Genomic DNA, 16726 nt, shown 5'->3' with positions numbered 1-16726 from the left:
TAAGTCTCAGAAAGTATAACAGCTATCAGCTTCCGGTAATGATTGCGGTCATCGTTTCTGCCGTTAGCTGCGTGAAATCGTCAATGATCAGGGAAGCCCCTGTTTGGGCCAGTTCATCGCGGGTGTGCGTGGTGGCAAGGGCAATGACCTTCATCCCGGCGCGTAACCCCGCTTCAATGCCCGAAAAGGCATCTTCAAACACCACGCAACGATCCGGCGAAACGCCGATCCGGGCGGCAGCGGTAAGGTAAATCTCAGGATCCGGCTTTCCGTTCTGAATCATCGACGCATCGACAACCGCGTCGTAGTACCGGCGAACGCCGATACCATCCAGGGTAAAGCTGATGTTGCTCACAGGTGCCGAGGTTCCCACGGCCATCCGGACACCGTTCGCTTTCAGGTCGTCCAGAAAGGCAAACAGGCCGGTAGTCGGAACCTGATGCGGGCCGTACATCGCGCGATAGATTTCTTCTTTCTCTTCCGTCAGGGCGACGATTTCGTCGGGGGTCAATGCCCGTTTAAACACAAACGGCAGGGATTCTTTAGCTATACGGCCGTTGATGTACCGGGCGTAATCCTCGTGCGTAATGGTATGACCATACCGGGCGGCAAACGCCAGCCAGGAGTCTGTATGGTATTGGTGATTATGGATAATAACGCCGTCCATATCGAACAACGCACCAAAAGGCAATGCACTCATGTATCAGTGATCAGGAAATGATTAAAACCGGCCTGCAAAGTAACACGGTTTTAACCACAAAGGCATTTCCGGCGGCTAATCTCCTGTTAATGCCCTGATTTCGTCGGGGCTAAGACCGGTCAGTTCCCCAATCGTCTGTTCATCAAGTCCCTTATTTTTCATCCGGCGAATCATATCTGCCTGCGCCTTTTGTCTGCCTTCCTCCAGGCCCTCGTCCTTTCCTTCCATACGTGCCGTTTCCAGCACACTCAATGCCAGCCGGCTATTATCCAGGTGCCGGTAATAGACAGCACGATCACGCTCGCTGAGCGAATCGATCATCAGTTTACGGCGCACCTCAGACAGTCCTTTTGCCCGGAAATCGTCTCTGATTTCGTTGTTTTTCAGGTAATAAATCCACTCATCCAGCTTATCCTTTGCCACGTCGTTAAAGCGGTTCACTTTCAGGACATAATACTCAGGAAACAACTGAAAAACCGCTTCCTTACTGAATAACTCCTTTTGTTTGGCTGACAGACTCAGTACATCATTGGCATGGATACCCCTGAATTCCGTCTTGCCGTGATACACATAATCCTCACCTTGCCCCAGATCAAAATACACGATATTGACCGAATAGACTTTTTTAATGTCGCTGTATTTCTGCCCCAGCTGAATGTGCTCAGCGGTAGTTTTGGCGACACCGTAGAGCATACGCTGAAAATAGTCCTGCTCACGGTTATTCTGTATTTCAATGATGATGAGCTCTTTTTTCTCGTTTAACGCTAATACATCAACGCGGTTAAACTTGTCGGACTCTGCTTCCTGGTTTGATTCTGATTCCAGGATCTGTTCAATACGGATATCCTCCCGCAATAATTCAGAAAGAAAGCCCTCCAGAATGACGTAGTTTGACTTCTGCCGGAGAAGCCGTTTGATTGCCCAATCGAAGCGGATAAGATGCTGACCTGCCATATGCTGTCAAAACTACTGATTATTCAAAAAACAGCTGATTGAAGTTCATCAGAAACAATTCACTGGTCGAACGGGTAATGGCGGTGTAAAGCCAGCGGATAAACTCCTGATTCACCTGCCCGTCCGGCAAAAAGCCCTGATCGACAAACACCGCATTCCACTGCCCGCCCTGGGCCTTGTGACAGGTCAGCGCATAGGCGAACTTAACCTGAAGGGCATTCAGGTACGGGTCTTTGCGGATAGCTTCGGCCCGCTCCTTTTTTGATTTTATGTAGAAATAGTCCTTCGACACGCTGTCATACAGCCCGCGTTGTTCCTCTTTTGTCAGGGTCGGGGCAGCAGAATGGAGCGTATCCAGGATAATTTTAGCTTCGAAATCATTCTGCTCCTCAAAATCGACCAGCCGGAGCGTTACGTTCGCAAACCGCAGGCCATGAATTTCTTCAGTTTTCCGGATACGCATTACTTCCACAAACTCGCCGTTGGCCAGAAAGCCAGCCGGTGAATCTTCGTCCAGCGTCGTGTAGTTGTTGCGCGCAATCATCAGCATATCGCCCGCATCCAGCTCATCCTCACACTGGTTGATTACCCGCCGCACAAACTGGTTGAACTGACCCGCAACTTTGTTGGATCGGCACACAATCGCCGTGTTTTCGCGCCCGTATTTACCATAGGCATACCGGATGCCGTCTTCAAGTTTGGCCAGCGGCATTTTATAAATATCGCGGAAGGGCTTCGTTGCCAACCGAATGGCCAGCGGATCGCCGCTGCCCCGTGTCAGTAACTGGCGCAATTCAGTGGCGTTGTGCAGGATACCCGATGCTTCGTCCTGCCGCATGACCTCGGTCAGTTCCTGTTCCGTAACCACCATATCGAACGTCCGGCGCAGGAATTCGCAATCTAGTGCCGGGCTGATCTCCCGGCCGACCGGCGGCAGCTGGGCCGTGTCGCCGACGATCATCAGTTTATTACCGTCGTTTTCGAAGACATACTCAATCAGGTCGGTCAGCAACCCTTTGCCGCCGAATTCAGCTTCGTCGGAGATCATCGAGGCCTCGTCGACAATAAACAGCGTATTCTCGTGGTAGTTTTTCTGCCGCTGGAAACTCAGGTTACCCGACGACGGGTCGGCAACCTGCCGGTAGATTTTCCGGTGGATAGTCTGGGCCGGCTTTTTGGCATAGCCCGACATCACCTTTGCCGCCCGGCCGGTTGGTGCTAACAAAATGGATTTCAACCCGAAACGAGGCAGTACTTTAATGAGTGTACCGATCAATGTGGTCTTCCCGGTACCGGCATATCCGCGCAGGAGAAAGCAGTCGCGGTAGTTCTCAAATTCCTCGGGAGTAATAAACTGACCAATCTGTTCGAAGAACTGTAACTGGCCTGTGGTAGGCGTAAACGGGAAACGTTTGGCCAGTAATGCGGCCGCCGTTTGGGTATCATTCATACCCCTAAATTACAAAAAAAGGGGGAAAACGGGAAGCAGAGAACGGAGAAAATCCCCGTTCTCTCTACCTCCATCATTACCGCTTCTGATATACCCGGACATAGTCATACACCACCTCATCGGGCAGTGTCGCCTTGGCCGGATCACCGCCCCAGCCGGTCAGCTCAAGGCTCAGAATCATGTATTCATCGACGTTCGATACGGCCGTCGTCGTACGCCAGGTTTCCTTGCCGTCTACGTAAAAAACGTATTCGGTTTCGGTCCAGAGCAACCCGAACGTATGAAAGCCGGTTTCAATAGACGGTGTGGTCACTTTCTGCCCCGTGGTTTTATGATCGGTTCCGTAGCCGTCCCAATGCAGGTTGTGGTGTACGGTCGTGGGTTCTTTGCGATGGTATTCAAAAATATCAATCTCCGTTCCCGACCGCACCGGGTCATTGAGGTATTTCCCCAGCGTCGGCGATTGCAGCCAGAACGCGACGTGCGGGCCCGGCTCGTGATTCATCCGCGCCCGGCACTCGTAGTACCCGTATTTGGTTTTGTACGTTTTTTCGGTACCGATCTGCCCGATTTTATACTCGCCGTCGGTCTTCAGTAACTGAATGACCAGATTACCCTTGCCGTCGAGCGAAACGGTTTCTTTGGCCACCCGCCCCAGATTCCGGACAACACCGGCCTGCCGGTATTCCCATTTGGTCAGGTCGAGGGCAGTGCCGTTGAATTCATCCTGCCAGACCCGTTTGTAGCCGTCTTTGGTAAAGGTCTGGGCCAGCGGGCTGTCGTCCGAATCGGGCAACGACACCGGCTTTGTCTCGCTGCTTTTGGCACACGACCAGCAGAATGCGAGTAAAAAGATAAGTTTTTTCATGTCTTGTAAGAAGCAAAAGGATTAGCCTCCAGGGCGTTTGCACCGTGAATTTTATTTTACCACATAAGCCACATAGAGCACATAAGCGCTAAAAATCTTTGTTTCTCTATGTGCCTATGTGGTAAAAATCAATCATCTCTTTTTCAAATAATGCTGGTACCGGTTCAGGGCCTCGACGAAGTAGTAGTCAGCATACACCAGCGGAACGTCTTTTTCGACACCGTGCGGAATGCTGCCCACACAGTGTTTGATCAGGAAATTAGCATTTTCGCCCGGATTCGCCCGATAGTCCGGACCAGCCAGCGAGTGCAGCATTGTGATGGCCGCCTGCCGGTACCGGTCTCCGGCCTTGCCCGTGTAATCGCTCAGCTCAAACAGGGCCGAGGCCGTAATCGCCGCCGCCGACGCATCGCGCAGCGGAGCACTCACTTCTTTCGTGTGTGATTTGATGCCGGGCTCATATCCCGCCTGACCTATATTGAAATCCCAGAGCGGTATTTTGTCGGCCGGCAAAGTTTGGTTATTCAGGTAGTAGTCCGCCATTTTCCGGGCGGTTTCGAGGTATTTTTTATCCTTTGTTTCGCGGTACATCACCGTATACCCGTAAATACCCCACGCCTGCCCCCGCGACCAGGTCGAGTTGTCGGCATATCCCTGCGCGGTTTCGCGGCCCTGCACCTTGCCGGTTTCCGGGTCATAACAAACTACATGGTAGCAACTGTAATCGTCACGGATCTGGTTTTTCAGCGCCGTATCGGCGTGTCTGATCGCTATCTCACGGAACGACGGGTCGCCGGTGACTTTTGAGGCAAAAAACAAGAGTTCCAGATTCATCATGTTGTCGATGATCACGGGAAAAGTATACGTCGGCTCACCGTGCCACGACACAAACCTGTTCCAGGATTTGATACTACCCGTTTTCGGGCTGAAACGCGTGCTGAGCGACTTCGCCGCCTGCACCAGAATATCCTTATAGGCCGGATTATTCGTCAGCCGGTACGCATTGCCGTAGCTGCAATACATCATAAAGCCGAGGTCGTGGTGCTCGGTGAAGGTTTTCAGCGGCTCCAGTTTTTCCGTCCACTCAACGGCCGCCTTTTTCAGGGTTTCGTCTTTAGTGGCTTCGTAGGTGTACCACAGCGTCCCCGGAAAAAAACCGGATGTCCAGTCGTACATATTGGTGGACCGCAGGGAGCCGTCCGGTTTCGACGACCGGGGAAAGGCGAGGCCGTGGGCTTCCTTTAACATGCCTTTCAGCATCAGGTCGGCGTGGGTAGTGTTTTCCTGAATAAACGTCTGTTCAGTTACCGGTGGTGGCGTTGCCGGCAACAGACAACCGACGATCAGCGGCAAACTCATTAGGAGTGCTTTCATGTGGAGTTTTTCGGGTATTATGTGTTAATAAACGGACAAACCAGCGGCGGATGCGCTTAAAAAAAGGCCGGCAGGTAAGCACCGCCAGCCTTTCCATCGCTTAACATCCTATGAGGAAATCTTCGTTGTTACCAACCCGGGTTCTGGGTCAGTTTCGGATTCATTTCAATTTCGGTCTGCGGAATCGGCCAGGTGGTGATATTGTCTTTCCAGGTATACGGCACCACCACACTACCCCAGATCTGATTGATACCGCTGCCCTGCGCAAAGACCTTTTCCTTGAGCGTTCCCCAGCGCAGTTCGTCAAAATAGCTGATGCCTTCGTTGACAAATTCGACCCGGCGTTCGTTCCGGATGCGCTCCCGCAGATCGCTCTGTCCCGATACCGTTGTTGCCGCCGACGAGTTCAGCAGAGCAATGCCGGCCCGTGCCCGTACTTCGTTGACCAGCGCCACCGCCTCGGCTGTTTTCCCCTGTTCGTTGAGCGCTTCGGCCCACATCAGCAGCACGTCGGCATAGCGGATCAGCGGAAAGTCAATCGGCCCGAACTGGCGGTTGAGCAGCTCGGCAGAGCCTTCATACACAAACTTACGGTGCAGGTAAAACAACTGACTCCGTGAATCGGTGAATAAGTCGAGCGTCGGCGGGGTTTCGCTGCGCGACGGCCACCGGTTGGTGTACACCTGATCGGCTCCGTTCTGCGGACGGCCAAGGTACGTCGCATACGGCACAATGACATTGGCCAGCAGGCGCGGATCACGGTTCTGGTAGGCTTTGGCCACCCGCTCTTCGTTGCCTGTAGGCAGATACAGGTTCATATCCAGTCCCTTCGACCGGCCGGTACTGATCTCGGCTGCCGTCAGGTTGTTGCGGTAAAAGAACACTTCCCGCTTATCGGCAGGCATGCTGCTGTAGCCCGGAATAACAGCATCCCAGCTGAACTTGCTGCCGTCTTTGTTTTCGTAGAGGTCTACCACCTGATTCGATACGTAGTAGTTATTCCAGCACGAACCAAACGACGAACGTGTTCCGCAATACCACTGCGTGGTTGACCCGTAGGTGTCAATGCCGGTATTCTGGATTGAGAAAATCATCTCATCGCTCTGCTCATTTACCTCCTTGAAGAGCTTTTTATAATCGGCAAAGAGCTTAAAACCGGCATCCTTTACTTTCGCAAAATCGGCAGCCGCTTCAGCGTATTTTTTCTGGTATAGATACGCTTTGCCACGCAGGGCATAGGCTGCTCCCTTGGTGATCCGGCCGTATCCGGTTGCTTTCGCCGCATATTTGGCCGGCAGGTTCGGCTCGTTGATGGCATCTGTCAGATCCTTGACCACCACATCCCATACCGCCGCTTCGGTCTCGCGGGCACGGTTCATTTCCGTCACCGTAACCGGCTCCAGATAAACCGGAACACCTTTATAGAGCTGATTCAGGCGCAGGTAAAAATAAGCCCGCAGGAATTTACACTCGGCAATAAGCCGGGCTTTCTTGTCGGCCGCCGACGGCGATTTGGTTGTGATGTTGGCAATGGCATCGTTGGCGCGGTGTACTCCCTCGTACAGCTCCCGCCACGTGTTGCTGAAGCGGCCGCCGGATGTGTTGGACGTGCCGTTGATAAGGTCATTACCACCCCGTGTATACGACGTAAACCCAAGGCCATCCATCTGGTACAGTTCCCGGTCGGAAGCTCCGCCGTTCTGGATACCCAGCCGCAGTGCATTGTATACACCCGATACGCCCAGATCGGTGAGGTTATCGCTGGACCACATGTTCCCCGAGCTGATTGAGCCATAGGGCGTTGTATCCAGCAGATCATTCCGGCAGCTTCCCAGACTGACAGCCGCCAGCAGGCAAACGGTCGTTTTCCGGATTGCTGATGTATTCAGTTTCGCGATATATTGTTGTAACGTCATGATTCGTCGTCTGTTCAGTTAAAAAGTTACGTTGATCCCGGCGGCGTACTGCTTCATGGTCGGATAGCCTAAGCCCGCACCTACTTCCGGATCAAGTCCCGGGAAGCGGGTGATCGTCAGCACATTTTCACCCGAGAAGAACACCCGTGCCCGGCTCATGCCGATACGGTTGGTCAGCGCCGACGGGATGGTATACCCGATCTGGATGTTTTTCAGCTTAATATACGACGCATCATACAGCCAGAATGAACTTGAAATGTTGGTCTGGCTATCCGATCCGTTTTTCAGGCGGGGGAATGATGCATTGACATTATTGGCCGGATCAGACGGGTTTCCTTCGTTGTAATAGTAGTGATCATCGGCAATGCGCGTCCCGATTGAGTTCGTCAGCGTCGTGCGGGTATTGTTCACCCCGGCCGAATTGTAGAGGTACTGCATCCCCAGCGCACCGGCCCACAGCATTGAGAAATCAAAGCCTTTCCAGTTGGCACTCAGGTTCAGACCAACGATATAGCGCGGCGTCGAACTGACATTGGTAAAGCGCTTGTCGAAGTTATTGCCATAGGTTCCGTCACCGTTCAGGTCGGCATAAATCAAATCGCCGTAATACAGCTGACCTTTGCCAACGGTACCTACCGGCTGGAATTTATAACCGGCAGCCAGCATCGCCCGCACCCAGGCCAGGTCTTCCGGCGTCCGGATCATCCCGTCTTTCGGTCCGCCGTTGATGTTCACGGTTCCGTCGGAGTTTGAATAGGTACCGTTGCCGCGGTAGACATCCAGCAGATAATATTCGTTGATCATGTGGCCTTGCAGGATCCGCGTATCGCCGCCACTCGACACCTGGCCGATGTTGGAGCTGTAAACCTTATTGCCGTTTGCGTCGGTTGTATATCCTTCCGTCAGCGCACCACGGTAGTTGTTTACGCGGTTGATGTTATACGCCACGTTGCCGCTGACCGAGAAATCAACCTGACCGATTTTGTCACGCCAGCCGAGCGTCAGTTCAATACCTTTGTTCAGGACGGCCGCCGTGTTCTGGGTCGGTGCAGCTTTGGTACCCGATGTCAGGTAAATCGGTGGCGTCGTAAGGATACCGTCGGTCAGCTTGTGATACAGGTCGATTTCAACGTTCATCCGGTTTTTAAACAGCGCCCCTTCCAGACCAATGTCCGTCACCGCCGTTGACTCCCAGCGCAGCAGCGGATTGGCGTATTTAGCCTGTACCAGACCAGTCACGGCAATGCTGTTGAACGAATACGGCACCTTGCTGTAGGTCGCCTGGTAGTCATAGTCGCCGGACGCATTATTCCCCAGCATACCCCACGACGCCCGCAATTTCAGGTTCTGTACCTTATCGGTCAGGTTGCGCATGAAGGCTTCTTCCGAAATCCGCCAGCCCGCCGAGAACGACGGGAATACCCCCCACCGGCTTTCCGACGCAAACCGCGATGAGCCGTCGTACCGCAGGTTAGCCTCCACCAGGTATTTCGACTGGAAGGCATAGTTTACCCGCCCGAAAAACGACCGCATTGCCCGGTCATACTCCTGTCCGCCGGCGGTGTTCGACGTTTCCCCCGCCGACCCCAGCGTGGTGGTCGTATAGTCGATCAGGCCGAGTTTGGAGGCGCTGAAATCGTAATACCGGAAATAAAACTGGTTATAGCCGACCAGCGCCCCGAAGTCGTGGTCGCGGCCGAATGTGGTGTTATAGCGCAGAACATTATCCAGCGTCAGCAGATAATCGCGGTTAAACCCGTAGCTCGTCCGCAGCTGATCGGTCGGTGTCAGCTGTACCTTCTGGGTATTGGTCGAGAAATCCCAGCGCTCGCCCGGTCCCGTTAAGGCAAATGAGTTTGATTCGTTGAACCGCGTCTGGTAGTTGACCTTTGGTTCAAGGGTCAGGCCCTTCGCCAGAGTCAGAACGCCGTATAAGGTTGTGTTAAAGCGCGAGGTACGGTCGAGGCCGCCGGTACCGTCGAGATAACCGAGGATGTTGTTAACCGTGGTCGGCTCCTCAACTGCCGCCGGGAACCCGTATTTGCCCTGGTAGTAGGGATAAATGCCGGGGTTGGTCTGCCACAGGTAGGTAAAGGCATTGTCGGTATTGGCCTTGCCCGCCGACTGCGTCGAGGCAAAGGTCTGGGTGCCCAGCGTCAGAAACTTATTGATTTTCGACTCAATATTGGCCCGCAGCTGGTAGCGTTTGATGCCGGTATTCTGCATCACCCCACGGTTATCGAGGTAGCCCAGCGACACGTTATACAGTGCCTTATCGCTGCCGCCGTTAACCGAAATGTTATGGTTCTGCACTACCTCATTGCGGAAGACCCACTTTGCCCAGTCGGTATTCGGGTAGGCTACGTAGTTCGGAAAACCGCTGGCGGCAATGCCGTTCGGGTCCTTCTGCGCGGCTTCCCACAGCGAAATCGTGTTGGCCGAATAGGTTTCGGCCACACCGACGTTCCGGTTGCTTTCGTTGAACAACCGCATATACCGCACATAGTCCGACACAAAATCGGGCAGGTTGCTGGGACGCGCCGATGACAGCAGGCCGGTATACGTAACGGTCGTTTTCTTGGGTGAGCCTTTTTTGGTCGTGATCAGGATAACGCCGTTGGCCGCCAGTGAGCCGTAGATCGAGGCCGAAGCGGCATCTTTCAGGATGGAAATGCTTTCAATATCGTTCGGGTTAACGGCATCCATCGACCCCTGCACACCGTCGATGATGACCAGCGCATCGCTGTTGTTGAGCGTACCCGTACCCCGGATCCGGATCGTTGCCCCGTCGGAACCCGGCTTGCCGGAACCTTGCCGGACAAATACCCCCGGCGCCAGACCCGCCAGCGACGACGATACGTTGGTCACCGGACGCGCTTCGATATTTTTGGCCGTCACGGTAGCTACCGAACCCGTCAGGTTTACTTTTTTCTGGGTGCCATACCCGACCACAACCACCTCATTGAGCGACTGTGCATCGGGCGCCATGGTGATATTCAGTGCGGTCTGGTCGCCGAGAACAATCTCCTGCCGGACATAACCGATAAAAGAAAATACCAGCGTCGTTCCCTTATCGGCCGAGATTTTATAGTTCCCGTCAGCGTCGGAAGTTGTTCCCCGCGAAGTGCCTTTGATCTGAACGCTCACGCCCGGGAGACCTTTCCCGTTTTCGTCGGTAATCACACCCGTAACGGCCGTTTCAGCTACCTGAGCAGCCACCGCCGTGGATTTATGTTTCGGGGGCGCAGCTGCCAGAAGCTCCTGACAACTGCCTGTTCCCACCACCGGAATCAGCAGCCACAGCCACAGTCCACGCTGATAAAATGGGGTTCGTACAATTTGTTTCATGCGTCTCAGTTTGGTTTTTCGTCACGTAGACACCGCCGGTTTCTGTCTGCCGGCCGAAAGCAGGGTAGTCCGGCGGTTTTGGGGCAAAATTGACTGAACGCGGCAGAAACAGGGGGGTAAAATCGTACCGGAATAGGGTTGTTTTTGTATTTTCTTTAACTTTAGTCTGCTTTTCTTGTCTTAATTCTGGCTTTTCAGCTGTTATGCTCAACGTTTTCTGTAATTGGATCAGACCAACAAGTTTTTGGCTTGTAGTAAGTCTGTTGATTTTGTCCGGCCGTGCGGGGTACGCACAAAAAGCAGCGTTTGAGCATCTGACGGCTGAGAACGGCCTGTCACAAAACTCGGTTCTGTCGGTTACGCAGGACTACCGCGGCTTTATGTGGTTCGGCACCCGCCTCGGCCTCAACCGCTACGACGGCTTTACGTTCAGAACCTACCGCACCATCCCCGGCGACACAACGTCCATTACCGGTAATTACATCCTCTGCCTGCTGTCTGACCGGCACAAGACGCTTTGGGTCGGAACGCAGAATGGCCTGAACCGCTACAACCCGCTGACGGATTCGTTTACCCGTATCGTCGCCAGTGACCAGCCGGGCAGCCTGGCCAGTAACCTGATCAGCTGCCTGGCCGAAGACCGGGAAGGCCGGCTCTGGGTAGGTACGGCCAGCGGGCTGCATGTACTGGACGATCCGGAAACACTGCATTTCAGCGTCTATACCACCGCCAGCGGCCTGCCCGACAACAACATCCGGTCAATTTTTCAGGATCATACCGGCACCATCTGGGTCGGGACACCGAAAGGGCTGGCGCAAATGACCACCGTACGGGGCCGGCCTGCATTCCGTACCTTTGTGCATCAAAATGCCGTTCCGGAGAGCCTGTCCGACAACTACGTCACCTCAATTACGGAAGACAGGCAGCATACGCTCTGGATCGGCACCATCAGCGGGGGCCTGAACCGCTACAACCCCGCCAGCCAGACCTTTACCCGTTTCACCCATACGGTTGGCCGGCCGGACGGGCTGGTGCACAACAACATCCGGCAGCTGACACCCGATGCGCGCGGCCGTATCTGGATCGGCACTCAGGAAGGACTGAGTCTGTTTGATCCCGTAACCCACCGCTTCGACAATTACCAGCATGACGCGCTCAACCGGAAAAGCCTGAACAAAAACTCGGTATACAGCATTTTTGAAGACAATCAGGGCTCAGTCTGGATTGGTACCTACTATGGTGGGGTCAACATTTCGTACGCGCATCATACCGATTTTACCACCCTTCAGAATACCAGCAAGCCCGGCGCGCTGAGCGATGATGTGGTGAGTTCGCTCATCGAAGACCGGCACACGCCCGGCCCCGTTCCTAACCTCTGGATTGGTACCGAAGGTGGCGGGCTAAACTACCTCAACCGGCAAACCGGCCGGTTTACCGTCTACAAACACGACCCCTCCCGGCCGGCGTCGCTGGGCTCTAACCTGGTCAAAACCGTTTATCAGGACCGGCGGGGTTATGTCTGGGCGGGCACCCACGGCGGAGGCCTGAACCGGCTCGCTCCCGGCTCACAAACATTCGAGCACTTTCTGCTGAACCAGAACGACCCGCAGACGCTTAACGCCGAAGTGCTGGCGCTGCTGGAAGATAGCCAGGGCTTATTTCTGGCCGGCACCAATCAGGGTCTGCTGGCGTTCCGGCAGGCAGTGCCGCCGCTGATAGCGGTTCTGCTGGTGCCCGATCAGGAGCAAACCATTGGCAGATCGAGCGTTAAGGTGATTGTTGAGAGCCGCAACCGGACCATCTGGATCGGTTCGTCGTGGGGAGTATTTATCATTGGCCCTGACCGCAAAAAGGTGGTTAAACTGACGCAGCCGCCGCTGGAACACATTTCCGTGAACAGCCTTAAAGAGGACCGCTACGGCCGCATCTGGATCGGCTCGTCCCACGAAGGCGTGTTCCGGTACGACCCTGCCCGTCAGACCGTTAAAGCGTACAGCATGCGCGACGGACTCCCAAACAATGACATTGCTGCCATTCAGGAAGATAACCGGGGACTTATCTGGATCAGTACCGGCAACGGGCTGTCGCGCCTGGATCCGGTCCGCGAAACCTGTATTAACTATACGACCAGCGACGGCCTGGCAGGCAACGACTTTAACTACAGTGCCTCACTGAAAACCAGTACCGGCGAGCTGTTTTTCGGCGGTTATCAGGGCATTACTGCCTTTAACCCGAATCAGCTGAGCGTTGTCCGGCACGCCACGCCGATTGTGCTTACCGGTCTGCGCCTGTTTACGGATCCGGTGCGGCCCAACGACCGGCATAGCCTGCTTGGTCAGGATATCAGCCTGACCAGGCAGCTGACATTCCGGCATGACCAGAATGTGTTCACGATTGATTTTGCGCTGCTGAATTTCATCAAGCCGAACAAAAACAAGTATGCGTATAAACTGGATGGTTTCGATAATGACTGGCGGCAGGCCACCATTCCGTCAGCAACCTACACCAATCTGCCGGCCGGGCAGTATACGTTTTGGGTGAAGGGAGCCAACAACGACGGCCTGTGGAGTGCCCCGATTCAGCTGCATATTGAGGTACTGCCGCCGTTCTGGAAAACGTGGTGGGCCTACCTGATCTATGCCCTGGCGATTGCCGGCATTATTGCCCTGATTATCCGCTTTTTCGTCCTCCGTGCCCTGCTGAAACGGGATCATGAGCTGAATCAGATCAAGCTCAACTTTTTCACCAATGTTTCGCACGAGATCCGGACCCACCTGACACTCATTGCCGGGCCTATCGAGCGGATCATGCTGGCCCGGAAAGAGGATCCGCTGGTTCAGCAACAGCTTGGCTATGTGCAGCACGACGCCGACCGCCTGTTAAAGCTGGTCAACGAGCTGATGGATTTCCGGAAAGCCGAAACCAACCACCTGAAACTTCACATCACGAAGCTCGATCTTGTCCCGTTTCTAGAGGATATTTATGCCTTTTTCAAAGAGGTTTCCCTGTCCAAAAACATCACTGCCACCTTCCGCTACAGCGAGGAGTCGGTCAAGGTCTACGCCGACCGCGAACAGCTGGAAAAGGTATTTTTCAACTTGCTGTCGAACGCCTATAAATTTACACCCGACAACGGAGCTATTGAACTGGTCGTATTGGCGGATCATGAGCAGGTGCAGATTCAGGTTATCGACAATGGGCGCGGTATTGCGCCTGAATTTCTGGACAAACTGTTCGAAAACTTTTTTCAGGTCGACGATCATGGTATTCAGAATACGGGCTACGGCATCGGGCTGGCCCTATCCAAAACCATTATTGACCTCCACAGGGGGCAGCTTGCCGTTGAAAGCTACCTGGCCCCGGATCCGCACCAAAACCGGACCTGTTTTACGGTAACCCTTAAAACCGGCATGGCCCATCTCGCGGGTCAGTTTCCGGTTATGCCCGACACCCCGCCGGCGCCACAATCCGACGGGCCCGATCAGTCGCCGGTACAGGAGCATGTTACCGGTCAGGCGACCGAGCCCGTGGACTTCGACGCACTGCTGACCGATACCGGCACAGAAGCCCTCACGCCGAAGCACTACACAATTTTATACGTCGAAGACAATCAGGCAGTCCGTGCGTTTGTTACCGATGCGCTCGCGCCGGCCTACCAGGTCGTTGAAGCCGGAAACGGGCTGGCGGGCTGGGAAACCGCCATCGAGCTGATCCCCGACCTGATTATCAGCGATGTGATGATGCCGGAGATGGACGGGTTTACGCTCTGCAACAAGCTGAAAGCCGATGAACGCACCAGCCACATTCCGGTTATTCTGCTGACGGCCAAAAGCGCCGTAGCCAATCAGGTAAACGGGCTGGCGATGGGTGCCGATGTGTATCTGACCAAGCCATTCAGTTTGCAGGTACTTGGCCTGCATGTGCGCAATCTGCTGGCTACCCGCGAGAAAATGCGGCAACGCTTCAGCCGTGAAGTTACCCTGCTGCCGCAGGAACTGCCCATCAGCACGGTCGATGAACAATTCCTGAAGAGAGTGATGCACGTAGTCGAGCAAAACCTCGACAACCCGGTATTCGACGTAGACATGCTGGCCAATGAGGTCGGCATGAGCCGCACCGTGCTCTACAGGAAAATAAAGGCCCTCACCGATCTCTCGGTCAATGATTTTGTGAAATCGATCCGGTTACAGAAAGCGACCCAGCTGCTCCGGCAAAAGCAGCTTACGATCTACGAAGTCGCCTATGCCGTCGGCTTCAGTGACCGGAAATACTTCAGCAAAGAGTTTAAAAAGCAGTACGGCATGACGCCGAGTGACTATATTAATCCGGAAGAATCATCAACGTAGTGCAGAAGTTACTTGCTGAGCGTAGTATGCAGAAACGAGATAAAAAATTATTCTTTATTAAAATTCATGTTTGATCGAAAATCAACCCAAAACGGTTCTTTATTTGCATCAAACTGAATATGAAAGCCAAAAAATTGTCCCAAACGAAATACTTCTGAAAAACTCAAATCCTTAAAACTAATAAAGGAGAACTCTGTTCCATCAAACGTATCTTGCATAATTAATTTGAAATTTGTTCCAAATTTCAAATTATAAAATCTTATAGTTGATTCACAATATTCAGTATAGACCATTGCCCAAAAAAAACACTCTTGATCATGTATATATTTTGAGAGTATATAATCAACTTTATAGAGATCGGTCTGTTTATCATTATTTCTAAGCTGGATAGATGTTCCATATTCTAACCCTAACTTGAATATGAAATATAAGCCATCAAAAGAGAAATCATCTCCGGAAGCATCGATTATGAATCGAGAGTTAATTTCAAGATTTACTAAATAAATATCGTAAAACTGTTGCCTTTTCTTCTGTTTTATATGGATTTTTTTCTTATTATCATTATTGAATGATATGATTTTCTCCTCTAATGACACTTTAGAATTATGAAATTCAATTACTTCAAAAAGTAAAGATTGATTACTACTTAACAAGTCCATTGATAAAATTACTTTACATTAGTAAACAGTTCATGAATCTGCGCTATAACGGGGGGAGCAAACACAACATTTTTTGGGCAATATACGCCTGACCTACAGTTACTTAATCTCTATTGGAAAGCCCTGTTATATTATTACTCTGCCTCGTAGTCCCTTAGGGACTTCGGAATAAGGAGTTGATACTGAAACAATGTATTTCTGATCATTTAAAATATCGTCAGGTACGTCTTGATTTTGGTAGTCCATATAATCCATTCCTAAAATTTTCATCCATTCTAGTATTACGCGAACTGTAGCAAATTTTAGATTCAAATGGCCGTAAAAACCTAGATGTTTTACTTGTTGAAAATTTAAAAGGAGTGGATCTCCAGATTCATTCTTTTTCAAGTAGTCTCCGGTTGACGTCCCCCGAATAACTCCCCATTCTACTGAGTAAGGAGAATCTCCGTTTGTACGACCACCTTTCATGTCTGGCACTTGATAATCCTCGTCTTTCATGGGAAGATAGCCAATAGCTTTCCATTTACTGTCCCCGCGCTTAGGAGGGCCGCCATAACCCAAAAAAGGAGCGACTAACTCATCAAATTGGGCGAAGATAGATTCATCAAAATGCTTTATTTTAGTAGCAGACCGATGGTTCAAAATACGGGCGTAAGTGCCAAAATGATGTTCTAAAGCCGTAAAACGTACGTACCCATACCCCAAATCGGATCCTAGTGGCACCTCCCATACTAATCCTAAATAACCGTTTGTAAATTTCATTAAATCTTCAATTACAATTAGTACCTCCTTGTTATACTAAATCTGTACATAAAAAACCTATTAACGCTCGCGTTCCGTGAACGTTAATAGGTATAGAAGCCTTTAATCTTTATTTGAAATAGTATATTCAGGAGTAGTAGGTTCACAATTCTCATTCTCCTCTTGATAATCCAGAGAATAATGAATTCCTGCCACTTTTAGTTGGTTAGCTATTAACTGAATAAAAGGTTTACTATTTTGTAAATTATCATTGAACCTGCCTGATAAGTAAACAGGGCTTTCTCATAAAAAAAGGCAAGAACCAGTATGTCCTATTTTTGTGGTGACGAAACTACAAAACGATGACGAC

General features: G+C 52.1%; 10 protein-coding genes. 1 reads left to right on the top strand and 9 read right to left on the bottom strand.

Annotation, left to right across the window (positions count from 1 at the left end; translation table 11 throughout):
- Positions 1-25: 25 nt before the first annotated feature.
- The 7 genes from AC23NW_RS14510 to AC23NW_RS14480 all read right to left on the bottom strand — a co-directional run bounded on the left by AC23NW_RS14510 (position 26) and on the right by AC23NW_RS14480 (position 10610).
- The gene (locus tag AC23NW_RS14510; RefSeq protein ID WP_487450383.1) at positions 26-700 is read right to left on the bottom strand and encodes an HAD family hydrolase; all 675 of its coding nucleotides are present in this window, start codon (positions 698-700) and stop codon (positions 26-28) included.
- A gap of 75 nt (positions 701-775) precedes the next feature.
- On the bottom strand, positions 776-1654 hold the full coding sequence (locus tag AC23NW_RS14505) for an Rpn family recombination-promoting nuclease/putative transposase (RefSeq protein ID WP_487450382.1): 879 nt from the start codon (positions 1652-1654) through the stop codon (positions 776-778).
- A 19-nt stretch (positions 1655-1673) separates the two neighbouring features.
- Complete coding sequence (locus AC23NW_RS14500) at positions 1674-3104, bottom strand: ATP-dependent DNA helicase (RefSeq protein ID WP_487450381.1); 1431 nt, start codon at positions 3102-3104, stop codon at positions 1674-1676.
- Positions 3105-3180: 76 nt separating this feature from the next.
- Positions 3181-3972, bottom strand: coding sequence for a glycoside hydrolase family 16 protein (locus tag AC23NW_RS14495; protein ID WP_487450380.1), 792 nt, complete (start codon positions 3970-3972; stop codon positions 3181-3183).
- 132 nt (positions 3973-4104) lie between these two features.
- Positions 4105-5346 (bottom strand): glycoside hydrolase family 88 protein, encoded by a 1242-nt coding sequence (locus tag AC23NW_RS14490; protein ID WP_487450379.1) that lies wholly within the window; start codon positions 5344-5346, stop codon positions 4105-4107.
- A gap of 128 nt (positions 5347-5474) precedes the next feature.
- Positions 5475-7262, bottom strand: a complete 1788-nt coding sequence (locus AC23NW_RS14485; protein ID WP_487450378.1) for a RagB/SusD family nutrient uptake outer membrane protein — start codon at positions 7260-7262, stop codon at positions 5475-5477.
- Between the two features lie 18 nt (positions 7263-7280).
- The gene (locus AC23NW_RS14480) at positions 7281-10610 is read right to left on the bottom strand and encodes a SusC/RagA family TonB-linked outer membrane protein (RefSeq protein ID WP_487450377.1); all 3330 of its coding nucleotides are present in this window, start codon (positions 10608-10610) and stop codon (positions 7281-7283) included.
- 269 nt (positions 10611-10879) lie between these two features.
- Here AC23NW_RS14480 and AC23NW_RS14475 point away from each other — a divergent pair, with 269 nt between their 5' ends.
- Positions 10880-14956, top strand: coding sequence for a hybrid sensor histidine kinase/response regulator transcription factor (locus AC23NW_RS14475; protein WP_487450376.1), 4077 nt, complete (start codon positions 10880-10882; stop codon positions 14954-14956).
- Positions 14957-15003: 47 nt separating this feature from the next.
- On the opposite strand, the gene AC23NW_RS14470 is transcribed toward AC23NW_RS14475, so the two are convergent.
- The gene (locus AC23NW_RS14470) at positions 15004-15615 is read right to left on the bottom strand and encodes a hypothetical protein (protein WP_487450375.1); all 612 of its coding nucleotides are present in this window, start codon (positions 15613-15615) and stop codon (positions 15004-15006) included.
- Positions 15616-15741: 126 nt separating this feature from the next.
- Positions 15742-16377, bottom strand: a complete 636-nt coding sequence (locus tag AC23NW_RS14465) for a hypothetical protein (protein ID WP_487450374.1) — start codon at positions 16375-16377, stop codon at positions 15742-15744.
- Positions 16378-16726: the final 349 nt, after the last annotated feature.

Source organism: Arsenicibacter sp. R0_47 (assembly GCF_057652235.1).
Note: the sequence above shows the minus strand (reverse complement) of the source record. Positions and strands in the feature narration are given on the sequence as shown.